Source organism: Saccharopolyspora kobensis (genome assembly GCF_900108315.1).
Taxonomy (GTDB): domain Bacteria; phylum Actinomycetota; class Actinomycetes; order Mycobacteriales; family Pseudonocardiaceae; genus Saccharopolyspora; species Saccharopolyspora kobensis.
Genome location: NZ_FNVB01000005.1, coordinates 701,854 through 713,402 on the forward strand (window position 1 = coordinate 701,854; position 11,549 = coordinate 713,402).

At 71.5% G+C, this 11,549-nt stretch carries 11 protein-coding genes; 1 reads left to right on the plus strand and 10 read right to left on the minus strand.

Annotated features, from left to right (window positions below):
- Window positions 1-195: 195 nt before the first annotated feature.
- Both C4T78_RS20190 and C4T78_RS20195 read right to left on the minus strand, forming a co-directional pair.
- Complete coding sequence (locus tag C4T78_RS20190) at window positions 196-1,128, minus strand: carbohydrate kinase family protein (protein ID WP_093349942.1); 933 nt, start codon at window positions 1,126-1,128, stop codon at window positions 196-198.
- Entirely contained in the window at window positions 1,125-1,736 is a 612-nt protein-coding gene (locus C4T78_RS20195) for a TetR/AcrR family transcriptional regulator (protein ID WP_093349943.1), read from the minus strand. Before C4T78_RS20195 ends, C4T78_RS20190 begins: the two co-directional genes overlap by 4 nt.
- Window positions 1,737-2,084: 348 nt before the next feature.
- Between C4T78_RS20195 and C4T78_RS20200 the strand changes: the two genes are divergently transcribed.
- Window positions 2,085-3,224 (plus strand): acyl-CoA dehydrogenase family protein, encoded by a 1,140-nt coding sequence (locus C4T78_RS20200; RefSeq protein ID WP_093349945.1) that lies wholly within the window; start codon window positions 2,085-2,087, stop codon window positions 3,222-3,224.
- A 152-nt stretch (window positions 3,225-3,376) separates the two neighbouring features.
- Here C4T78_RS20200 and C4T78_RS20205 read toward each other — a convergent pair whose 3' ends face one another.
- The 8 genes from C4T78_RS20205 to C4T78_RS36790 all read right to left on the minus strand — a co-directional run bounded on the left by C4T78_RS20205 (window position 3,377) and on the right by C4T78_RS36790 (window position 11,513).
- Window positions 3,377-4,297, minus strand: a complete 921-nt coding sequence (locus C4T78_RS20205) for an aldose 1-epimerase family protein (protein WP_093350200.1) — start codon at window positions 4,295-4,297, stop codon at window positions 3,377-3,379.
- A gap of 76 nt (window positions 4,298-4,373) precedes the next feature.
- Window positions 4,374-5,774, minus strand: a complete 1,401-nt coding sequence (locus C4T78_RS20210) for an APC family permease (protein WP_093349946.1) — start codon at window positions 5,772-5,774, stop codon at window positions 4,374-4,376.
- 96 nt (window positions 5,775-5,870) lie between these two features.
- The gene (locus tag C4T78_RS20215; protein WP_093349948.1) at window positions 5,871-7,166 is read right to left on the minus strand and encodes an MFS transporter; all 1,296 of its coding nucleotides are present in this window, start codon (window positions 7,164-7,166) and stop codon (window positions 5,871-5,873) included.
- Window positions 7,167-7,398: 232 nt separating this feature from the next.
- Window positions 7,399-8,052 carry a pyridoxamine 5'-phosphate oxidase gene (gene pdxH, locus C4T78_RS20220; protein ID WP_093349949.1) on the minus strand — a complete coding sequence of 218 codons (654 nt, stop codon included), beginning with the start codon at window positions 8,050-8,052 and terminating at the stop codon, window positions 7,399-7,401.
- Between the two features lie 329 nt (window positions 8,053-8,381).
- Window positions 8,382-9,281, minus strand: coding sequence for an urea transporter (locus C4T78_RS20225; RefSeq protein WP_177247504.1), 900 nt, complete (start codon window positions 9,279-9,281; stop codon window positions 8,382-8,384).
- A complete protein-coding gene (locus tag C4T78_RS20230) occupies window positions 9,278-10,045 on the minus strand; it encodes an urease accessory protein UreD (RefSeq protein WP_093349954.1) in 768 nt (255 codons plus the stop codon). The genes C4T78_RS20225 and C4T78_RS20230 overlap by 4 nt, the downstream gene beginning before the upstream one ends.
- Before the next feature lie 69 nt (window positions 10,046-10,114).
- Complete coding sequence (ureG, locus tag C4T78_RS20235; RefSeq protein ID WP_235863344.1) at window positions 10,115-10,831, minus strand: urease accessory protein UreG; 717 nt, start codon at window positions 10,829-10,831, stop codon at window positions 10,115-10,117.
- Window positions 10,821-11,513 (minus strand): urease accessory protein UreF, encoded by a 693-nt coding sequence (locus C4T78_RS36790; protein WP_218161535.1) that lies wholly within the window; start codon window positions 11,511-11,513, stop codon window positions 10,821-10,823. The genes ureG and C4T78_RS36790 overlap by 11 nt, the downstream gene beginning before the upstream one ends.
- Between the last annotated feature and the right edge of the window lie 36 nt (window positions 11,514-11,549).

Genomic DNA, 11,549 nt, shown 5'->3' on the forward strand with positions numbered 1-11,549 from the left:
GTTTCGGCTTTTTGGCAGGTGGGACCACGATCACATCACATCGGGCGGCTTTCACCGGAGATTTTTCGACGCTCCGGAGCCGGACGGGACGGTCATAGTGACCAACCGGACCATCCGGACGGCCCAACGCGCGCTGGGCCGACCGGATGGTGGGCGGCTGAGCTCACAGGGTGTCCTCGGGCACGTCCGCCCAGTTCAATCGGCCGTCAGCTCTCCGGCCCACGGCGGCTCGGCACCCGCGCGGGAGACGGTGACGGCGGCCGCCGCAGCGGCAAATCGCAGAGCTCGTTCCCACTGTTCGCGATCGAGCCGTCGCACGGCATTCGCCGAGAGGGCGCCGTTGCGGTGCAGCCACGCCAGCAGCGCGGCCTGCACGGTGTCGCCGGCGCCGATGGTGTCGGCCACCTCGACCCGCTCCCCCGGCACGGTGATCTCGCCGGCGGCGGTCACCGCGGTGAGCCCGTCCGCCCCGCGCGTCAGCACCACCGCCGCCGGGCCCTCGCGCTGCCAGTCGCGAGCCGCGTCGAGCACGTCTCCGCCGTCGGCGAGCCATCCGGCGTCGTCGTCGGAGACCTTCAGCAGCCCGACCGACGGCAGCCAGGAGCGGAACCGGGCGCGGTAGGCGTCGGGATCGGCGATCAGATCGGCGCGGATGTTCGGGTCCAGCGCGATGAACCGGCCGCGCTCGGCCTCCCGGAACAGCACCTTCTCGTACACCGAGGCGCCGGGCTCCAGCACCATGCCGAGCGTGCCCAGGCAGAGCGCGGTGGTGCGCTCGGGCAGCTCCTGGTCGGTGACGAACCGGGTCGCGGTGCCCTCGGTGTGGAAGCTGTAGCGCGCCGAACCGTCCTCGCCGAGCCCGACCACGGCCAGCGTCGTCGGCTCCGGCCCGCGCTGCACCAGCCCGGTGTCCACGTTGGAGGCCCGCAGCCGCTCGACCAGCTTGTCGCCGAACTGGTCGGTGGACACCCGGGCGTAGAACGCCGCCGGGACGCCGAGCCTGCCCAGCGCGATCGCCACGTTGTACGGCCCGCCGCCCAGCAGCGGGTGCAGCGGCCCGAGCTCGCCCTCGCCCGTGGCCGGGTCCGGGACGAGGTCGACCAGGGCCTCACCGCCGATGACGATCACTTCTCCTCCTCGTTGTTCTGCGGCGCGGCGGCCAGCCCGCCGAGCAGGAACTGCGAGAGCTCGGCGAACGCGGCCGCGTCCGAGAGACCGGTCCGCTCGCCGATCTCGCCGCGCTGGATGCCCGCGATGGCGTGGCCGACCAGCTCGCCGACGAACCCGGCGTGCACCTCCCGGAACACGCCCTGCCGCACGCCCTCGCCGATGAAGCCGCGGATGCGGTCGGCGGCGGCGTGCGCGTTGGCCTCGTAGGTGGCGCGGGTGGAGAGGTTGGCGGCCATGTCGGCGATGAACTCCCGGGACGCCGGGCGCAGCGCCTCCGCCGCGGCGTCCAGGTAGACCCGGACCTTCTCCCGCACGTCCTGGACCGCCTCCACCTGCCGCTCGACGCGCTGCGTGGCGCACTTGAAGTAGTGCGCGACCACGCGGACCGCGAGCTGCTCCTTGCTGCCGGCCAGCGTGTACAGCGTCGACTTCGAGCAGTGCAGCCGCGCCACCAGGTCGTCCAGCGTGAAGTGCGCGAATCCTTCGGCCAGGAACAGGTCGCGCAACTGGTCCAGCAACTCGGCCCGGCGCGCGTTGGCCGGCCGGCGGCTCGGGGAGGTGGTCATCGCTGGAAGCCTGCCACAGCACTCTCGGGTGTCGATGAGGGTTCTCGTTCGCTGAGAACCCGTCGGCGAAGCCGTCCGCGCCTCACAAGCGGCGACGGCAGCCCGTTGGAGCACGCACGCAAAGCGACCACCTGCGGGCTCTGAGAGCTTTCCGGCGAGGGCGGCCCCCCGCCGTGCACTCGGTCATACATCACGAGGGGCACCCGCTGACCTGAAAACCTCGCAGTTCCCGCCGAGTGACACCCCGGCAGCCCAATCACCAACAGGTTCTCGGACTTCCACAGTACTGAAGTACGCCCTACAGTACTGGCACCAGTACCGACGTCGGCATCAGGAGCGCGATCCGCCATGTCCGTCCAACGCCTGCTCCCCACCCCCGAATCCACCGACCTGCTCGCGCTGACCAGGGAGATCGCCCGCGATGAGCTCGCGGGACGGGCTGCCGGTGACGAGGCCGCGGAGAAGTTCCCGCGCGACGTCTTCCGGCTGCTCGGCGAGTCCGGGTTCCTCGGCCTCCCCTACGCCGAGGAGCACGGCGGCGGGGCCCAGCCGTACGAGGTCTACCTCCAGGTCCTGGAGGAGCTGAGCAGCGCGTGGATGACCGTCGGCGTCGGCCTGTCGGTGCACACCATGAGCTGCTTCCCGCTGGCCCACTTCGGCACGCCCGAGCAGCGCTCGCGCTGGCTGCCGGACATGCTCGGCGGCGATCTGCTCGGCGCGTACGCGCTGTCCGAACCGCACGCGGGCTCGGACGCGGCGTCGCTGAGCACGCGGGCCGCGCGGCAGGGCGACGAGTACTCGATCAACGGGGCCAAGGCGTGGATCACGCACGGTGGCGCCGCGGACTTCTACACGCTCATGGCCCGGACCTCCGACGACGGCCCGCGCGGCATCAGCTGCTTCCTGGTAGACGGCTCGACCTCTGGCCTGTCCGCGGGCCCGCCGGAGCACAAGATGGGCCTGACCGGCTCGCCCACCACGCCGCTGTACTTCGAGGACGCGCGGATCGCCGCGGACCGGCTCGTCGGCGAGGAGGGCGACGGCCTGAAGATCGCGCTCAGCGCCCTGGACTCCGGGCGGCTGGGCATCGCCGCCTGCGCGGTCGGGCTGGCCCAGGCGGCGCTGGACCTGGCGGTGGACTACGCCAAGCAGCGCAACCAGTTCGGGCGGCCGATCATCGAGTTCCAGGGCATGGAGTTCCTGCTCGCCGACATGGCGGCGGCGGTGCAGTCGGCGCGCGCGAGCTACCTCGACGGGGCCCGTCGCCGCGACGCGGGCCTGCCCTTCGGCCAGCAGGCGTCGGTGGCGAAGCTGGTGGCGACGGACGCGGCGATGAAGGTGACCACCGACGCGGTCCAGGTCCTCGGCGGCGCGGGCTACACCCGCGACTTCCCGGCGGAGCGCTACATGCGCGAGGCCAAGGTCCTCCAGATCTTCGAGGGCACCAACCAGATCCAGCGCATGCTCATCGCCCGCGGCCTGAAGTAGGGAGCGGGCGGGGCCGGGCTGAGGGGGGCCGGCTCACGTTGCGGAGGTGGTCCGGCTCACGTTGCGGAGGTGGTCCGTGAGTGTTTTGGGGCGTCATAGCACCCCAAAACACTCACGGGACCTGTGCAGGCACAACGTGATCGCGGCCCGGCTCAGAACGGCGTCAGGCCCCAGTGGGCGATCCAGGTCTCGCCCGGTTGGAGGGTGAGCAGGTCGGTTCCGGTGTTGAGGGCGTTCGGCGGGCAGGTCATCGGCTCGATCGCGATCGCCCGGCCCCGGCCCGGGAAGTCCTCCGGCGTGTAGACCTGCACCCACTTGAACACCGGGTCCGCCCACAGCTGGACGCCGTGGCCGTCCGGCCCGGTGACGGCGTGCCGGACGAGCTCGTCGCCCGGCGCCGGGGCGGCCCCGCCGAACGCGGTGTCCAGCAGCAGCCCGGCCAGCGGTCGTCCGCTGCGGAAGTCGAGCTCGTCGCCCTGCAGCGCGCGAGGCGGCCGCACCGGGACCATCCGGTCGGCGTCCACCGGCAGCAGCGTCGACGCCGACAGCCGGAGCGAGCAGTCGTCGGTTCCGGCGGCGCCCGCGCGCGGGTACGGGTGCACGCCGAGCCCGAACGGCGTCGGGCGCGAGCCGAGGTTCTCCATGGTGTGCGTCACGGTGAGCCCGTCGGGGCCGACCGAGTAGCCGACCGACGTCAGCAGCGGCACCGGCCAGCCCGGCTGCGCGGCCACCATCGCCTGCAGAACCACTGTGGACTCGGCGTGCTCCACGACGCTCCACGCGGTGTGCCGCAGCAGGCCGTGGATCGCGTTGCGCCTCGCGGGTTCGGTCAGCGGGAGCTGCTGCGGCTCCCCGTCGAGCACCCACTGCCCGTCCGCGACGCGGTTCGGCCACGGCACGAGCACCGCACCGGCACCGCCGGGCGGCAGCTGGTCCGCGTCGTAGGTCTCGACGTGCGGCACACCGCCGACCTCGAAGGCCCGCAACGCCGCACCGACCTCGGTGATCACCGCGCGCGCCGGTCCGGAAGCGATCTCGAACTGCCGCCCCGTCGCGGGAATAGGTTCGTGCACCCGGCCCACTCTAGAAGCAGGAAACCCCCCGCGCCGCCGAATTCGGCACGGGGGGTTTCCTGGATCCCGGACCGGTCTACTTGCCGAGCTTGGCGGCGTCGAAGTCCTTCCTGCCGCCGAACACGAAGTTGATCGCCCAGAAGATCACGCCGATGCCCAGCAGGATGCCGGCGATGATGTACTCCGTGGCCGGCCGACCGGACAGCGGGCTGGCGAAGAACGCGCAGGTCAGCGCGCCCAGCACCGGCACCCAGCTGGGGGCCTTGAAGTGCTCGTGCTCGACCTTGTCCTTGCGCAGCACCAGCACCGCCACGTTGACCACGGCGAACACCATCAGCAACAGCAGCGAGGTGGTGCTGCCCAGGTCGGAGATCTCCAGCGAGCTCACCAGGATCACCGCGATGAGGCTGGTGAACAGGATCGACACCCACGGCGTGCGCCGCGTGCGGTGCACCAGCCCGAACTGCTTGGGGATGATGCTCTCCTGCGACATGCCGTAGACCAGGCGGCTGGCCATCAGCATGTTGATCAGCGCGGTGTTGGTCACCGCGAACAGCGCGATCATCGAGAACAGGATCGGCGGGAACCACGGCGCCGCGGCCTGGACGACCAGCAGCAGCGGGCCGTCGGATTCGGCCAGCTTGTCGGTGGGCACCAGCGTCGAGGTGATCACCGCGATCACCAGGTAGATCGAAGCCGTGATGGCCATGCCCAGCAGCAGCGCGCGCGGGAAGGTCTTGGCCGGGTTCTTGGTCTCCTCGGCCATGTTCACCGAGTCCTCGAAGCCCACCATCGCGAAGAACGCCAGCGCGGTCGCCGAGGTGATCGCGACCAGCGGCGTGCTGTCGGTGTTGAACTGCAGCAGCCGGCTCGGGTCCGGGTCGACATCGGCGCTGTGCGTGCCGGAGATCAGCGCGAAGAGGCCGAAGAAGATGACGATCGCCAACCCCGTGAGCTCCACGAAGGTCAGCACCACGTTCATCTTCACCGACTCGCCGACGCCCCGGAAGTTGATCGCGGCCAGCAGCAGCAGGAAGCCGATCGCCACGATCCAGGCCCACGAGGAAACGCCCTCGCCGACGATCGCCTCCAGGTAGTCACCGCTGAAGGCCTGGGCCGCCGAGGCCGCCGAGGTGATGCCCGAGCACATCACCGCGAAGGCGATGATGAAGGTCAGGAAGTGCACGCCGAACGCCTTGTGCACGTACAGCGGTGCGCCGCCCGCCTTCGGGTACTTCCCGACCAGTTCCAGGTAGCTGAACGCGGTCAGGAAGGCGACCACGAACGCGACCAGGAACGGTACCCACAGCGCGCCGCCGACCTTGCCCGCGACCTTGCCGGTCAACGAGTAGATCGTGGTTCCGAGGATGTCCCCCACCACGAAGAAGAGCAGCAGTTTCGGGCCCATCACCTTCTTGAGGCCAGGCTCCTGCGCACCGCTGGGCGCGTTGTCGTTCACGGTCGTCTCGTTGGCCATAGCTGAAAAGTGTGCAGGGAGGCTGATCGGCGCGTCTGCCCACCCCTGGTCGAACCGCACTACGCCGACCGGCCCAGGCGTGGCGACCTGCACAATTCAGGCGTCGGAAGTGGGTGCGCGATACCGCCAGAACGCGGGCAGCAGCGCCGCCGAGATGACCGCTCCGACGACCACCAGCACCCCGCCGCCCACGATCGCCGCGGTGGTGCCCATCGCGGCGCCCGCCAGGCCGTGCACGGTGTCGGCCAGCCGCGGGCCACCGGCCACGACCACGGTGAACACGCCCTGGATGCGCCCGCGCATCTCGTCGGTGGCCGCCGTCTGCATGATCGCGCTGCGGTAGACCATGCTCACCAGGTCCGCCCCGCCGCCCAGCGCCAGGAAGAACACCGCCAGCCAGAGCGAGTCCGACAGGCCGAAGCCGATCACCGCGAGACCCCACGCGATCACGCCCACCGTGACGCCGACGCCGTGCCGCACGATCCGGTGCAGCCACCCGGAGAACACCCCGAAGAGGAACGCGCCGAGCGGGATCGCGGCGAACAGCCAGCCCAGCGAGGCACCGCCGCCGGGCGGATCGCCGAAGGTCCGCTCGGCCATCTCCGGGAACAGCGCGCGCGGCATCCCGAACACCATCGCGACGATGTCCAGCAGGAACGACGCGAGCAGCACGGAGTGCAGGGCCAGGTAGCGGAAGCCGTCCAGCACGGCGCGCAGGCCGGCCTTCTTCGGCGCGCCTTCCTGCGGCGGCAGCGGCGGCAGCCGGAACACCGCCCAGAGCGCGGCGCACAGCGCCACCGCGTCGACCAGGTACAGCGTCGAGAGCCCGGCGACCGGCAGCAGCACGCCCGCCAGCAGCGGCCCGGCGATCGAGCCGAGCTGGAACACGGTGGCGCCCAGCGCCTGCGCGGACGGCAGCAGGTGCACCGGGATCAGCCGGGCGATCGCAGCGCCGCGGGTGGGCATGTTGATCGCGAAGAACGTCTGCTGCGCGGCGAAGAGCACCAGCACCAGCCACACCGACCGGGTGCCGGAGGCAGCCGCCACCCACAGCAGGACGGAGGTGACCGCCAGGCCGCCGTTGGTGATCAGCAGCAGCTTGCGGCGGTCGACGGTGTCGGCGATCGCGCCGCCCCACAGCCCGAACACCAGCAGCGGCACGAGGCCGAAGATCCCGGCCAGGCCGACGTAGGCGGAGGAACCGGTGATGTCGTAGAGCTGCTTGGGCACCGCGACGGCGGCGAACTGCGCGCCGACGGCGGTGACGATGTTGGACAGCCACAACCGGCGGTAGGCCGGGTACTTCAGCGGGCGCGTGTCCAGGAAGACCTTGCTCAGCAGGGACTTGACGGATCGGCGCTGGGCTGTCGGGGTTCCGCTGCTGGGCTGCACGAATGCCGAAGCCTAGCCGTTAGCGCCCCTAACAGCACTCGATTTACCGCCCCGTGTGACCGACTTCAACTCTTTCCGCGCGAATCCGCCGATCGGGCAATCACCACCCGCCGACCGCACTGCTCGGAACAGGGAAAATACCGAGCCGAACGAAGCGCGGCGTCAATTTCGCGCGGAATCGACCGTCACCGGGGTGAACGTCGATTCCGCGCGAAATCGGCACGACGGTTGATCACGGAGCGAGGCGCTCGACCGTCCAGGTCGCGTCGGTGCGGCGGAAGCGGAGGCGGTCGTGCAGCCGGTCGGGGCGGCCCTGCCAGAACTCGACCGACTCGGGGCGGATCCGCCAGCCGCCCCAGTGCGGCGGCACCGGGACCTTCTCCTGCTCGGCGAACCGGCGCTCGATGCCGCTCAGCGAGGACTTCAGCGCCTCCCGGTTGGCGACCACCCGGGACTGCGGCGACGCCCACGCGCCGAGCTGCGAGCCGCGCGGGCGGACGTCCCAGTACTCGGCGGTCTCCGCCGAGGAGACCTTCTCCACGGTTCCGCGCACGTTGACCTGGCGCTGCAGGCCCAGCCACGGGAAGGTCGCGGCGGCGACCCGGGTGGACTTGAGGTCGTGGCTCTTGGCGGAGGTGTAGTTGGTGAAGAACACCACGCCCCGCTCGTCGAATCCCTTGCACAGCACCGTGCGCGACGACGGGACGCCGTCGGCGTCGGCGGTGGCCAGAACCATGGCGTTCGGCTCCACCAGCTCGGCCTGCACGGCCTCGTCGAACCACAGCTGGAGCTGCTCGTACCAGGTCGCGGCGAGCGAGGACTCGTCCAGCGCTCCGGCCTCGTAGGACACCCGCATCGACGGCAGCGCGACGTTGGCCTCCGACATCCCCATTTCCTCCCTGACTCGCCCGGCAGCGGCACGACTCGAACTTCTCCGGCTGCGCAGCCGGACGGTACGGGTTGGACCGGCCGGCGCGACAGGACCAGGTGGCGCCAGCCACCTACGACGGTAAACGGGATCCGAACGGACGCCGAATCGGCGGTGCTTCACGATCGATTCCGCAACCGATGCAGTGATCGTTCCCACACCCGATCGGACGTGCGAAAATCACTCCTTGCAGTGAAATCCGGTGAAAGGACCAAAAGGGATCGTGAGTGTTTCGGGCCCTATAACGACACAAAGCACTCACACAACCAACAGGTCCCACAACCGGCTCAGGGCTGCGCGGCACCGGTGCGGCGCAGCTTGCGCAGGTCGGCGGCCCACATCACCAGCACGAACGGGAAGGTCGTCGGCACCAGGCCGAGCGCCTCGATCCCGCCCTGGATGAGCAGCACCGCCGGAACCGCGAGCAGGCAGGACCGCCAGGTGCGCCCGGTCGTCAGCAGGCCCACGACGATCAGCGCGGCGTTGAAGCCGTACACCCCGCTGCTGACGTCCGGCGGTGTCTCGGGCAGCAGCTCGACAGCCGCGAGTGCCACCGCCGCACCGCAGAACGCACCCGCGGCGAGCCGGAACCGCACCAGCGCCAGCCCGATCAGCATGACCAGGCCGGGCAGCCAGCCCGACATCAGGAACACCTCGGCCTCCGCGCTGAACAGGGCCAGCGGGTCGCCGTCCAGCCCGAGCACCGGTGACACGGGACTGGGCGACGCGCGGATCCAGTCGAAGTGGTGTCCGATGTAGACGATCAGCCAGTAGGTGAGCACGAACGGGGCGGTGCGGGCAGGAACCGAGAGGAGAAAGTCCGCGACGCGCGCCAGCGCCGTCGCCACGACCGCCCCCGCGATTCCGACCAGCAACGCCGTGCCCAGCGGCTGGAAGGACGCCACCGTCCCCAGCACCACCAGCGTGGCGTTGAAGCCGAAGAGGCCCTGGGATATTCGCTCTCCCGGCACGCGCAGCGCGAGCGCCGTGAGCACCCCGACCGCGCTGCCGACCAGCCCGGCGAGCGCGAACTCCGGGCCGGCCAGCGCGAGCGCGGCCAGGAACACGATCCCGGCCGGCACGCTTTCCTGCAGGTACACCTGCGAGACGCCCGTGGGCACGGCGCGCAGCAGTCCCAGCGCGCCGTGCCGCACCGGCGGCGGCTTCGCCGCAGCGGTGTCGTTCACCAGCTTCGAACCTCTAGTTCCTTGGCATCCGGGTGGTGCGAAACGGCTTCGGCGAGCCGCCGCTCGGCGACCACCGCGTCGTCGCCCACCGCGGTGGCCAGCGCACCGCCGGCGGCCAGCGGCGCCAGCGACCACCACTGCCCGCTGCTCGGTGTCACGGGATCGCTGTTCCACACCACGGTTTCGGTGGCCAGCACCCGCGCACCGGCGAGGTAGCCGGCGCTCGCGGTCAGCCGCTCGTCGCCGATGTCCAGCCGCTGCCGCAGCAGCGGAGTGCCACCGCGCACGACGTGCGTCGTGGTGGTCAGCAGACCGGACCGCTCGCCGTAGCGGCCGAGCACCAGCGTTTCCCGGCAGCGCGCCCGCGCGCCCTCGCCGAGCGAGATGGTCATCTCCGCCTCGTGGACGGCCCGCGCGGTGATCACCGTCGCCTCGGGCAGGTACTCGACCGTCCCGCCCTCGGCGACCTCGATGTGCACGGTGGACCGGCTGCGCCCGGCGTGCTGCCCCGGCAGCGCCACGGTCGCGGCGGTGCCGCGCAGCAGCAGCCGCGCGCCGGGCCCGACGTGCACCCGCAGGTCGACGAGGTCACCACCGACCGGGGTGGCCGCCGAGCCGACGAGGTGCACGACCGCGGTGCCGTCGGTGCTGGTGGCGGCGGCCCGGCGGGGCACCATCGTCATCGGGGCCTGCGACCGCAGTTCCCGGACGACGCTGCGCCCGCCTCGCCCGAGCTCAACGCTCAGCAGCGCACTGGCGCGCACGCCGCACCGCCTTCCGCGCCGGGGGTCGTGAGCGCGGGAACCGCCCCGCGCTCACGACGTGGTCCCACCTCACGCACTGACGCCGACCTTGAGCTGCTCGCGCACCCAGGCCGCCACGTCGGGCGCGTTGGGGGTCCGGGTCAGCGACTGGGTGATCACCGGCAGCTCGCCGCGCATCCGGTGCGCGTCGGAGACCATGACCTCCATGTCCGCCCCGACCTGCTCGGCAAGGTCGATCTTGTTGATCACCAGCAGGTCCGCGGTGGTCACGCCCGGCCCGCCCTTGCGCGGCACCTTGTCACCACCGGCGACGTCGACCACGAAGATCTGGCTGTCGGCCAGCCCGCGGCTGAACACCGCGGTCAGGTTGTCGCCGCCGCTCTCCACGATGACCAGCTCCAGGCCGGGGTGGCGCTCGCTGAGCCGGTCGACCGCGTCGAGGTTGGCGGTGATGTCGTCGCGGATCGCGGTGTGCGGGCAGGCGCCGGTCTGCACCGCCTCGATCCGGTCGGTGTCCAGCACGCCCGCCTTGCGCAGGAAGTCGGCGTCCTCGGTGGTGTAGATGTCGTTGGTCACCACGGCGAGCTCGATCTCCTGGCCGAGCGCGCGGCACAGCGCGGCGGTCAGCGCCGTCTTGCCGCTGCCGACCGGGCCGCCGATGCCGAGGCGGAACGGCCTGCCGTGCTTGGGCTCCGCGTCGAACGGGTCGGGCTCGGTGGCGGTGGGGTCGAAGTTGACCGGATGCGTGTGCCCGTGACCGTGTCCGTGGCCGTGTTCAGGAAGCAAAGAGACGCACCTCTTCCCGGTGATGTCGATCGTGCGATTCGGCGAGCAGGTCCAGCGCGGGAGCTCCGGGCGCGGGCAGGTCGGCTGGGTCGAGCCCGGCGGTCGCCGCCGCCTCGGCGGCGATCCGGTCCAGGTCATCGCCCATCTCGGCGACCACCGCGTTGACCGCGAAGGGATCCATGCCGTGCAGCCGGACGCCTGCCGAGGACGGGCCGCTGACGGCCAGGTACCCGGCGATCAGCGCCGCTTCCTGCGGCCCGGCGCCGGCCGTCGCGGCCAGCACGCCGAGCACGATCGGGTGGTGTGGCCGCGGGCTCGCGGTCACCAGTTCAGCCAGCACCGGCGAGGGCCAAGCGGCCCGGCCGGCGCGGATCATCCCCTTCCCCTGCGCGCGCGAGGCCTCCCGCTGCGCCGGGGAAGGGGTGCGGGCGTCGAGTTCGACGTCCAGCTCCCGCCAGTATCCGCTCGGGACCCGGCGGGCGGCGGCGTGCGCCGCGGCGGCGGCGAACACCGCTTGCAGGGCGCCTGCTGCGCGCAGCCGCCCGTGCAGGAATTCGCGCAGGTCGGCGACTCCCGTGATCAGCCCCCGCGCGGCGGCCTCCTCGACGCCGCCGGAGTGCACGTGTCCCCCGCCGGGGAACCGGGAATCGGCGAGTGCAAGCACCGCAAGACCGGCTCGCACCGCTCTCCCCCCTTCTCGGGCAAGTCGACGCTCACC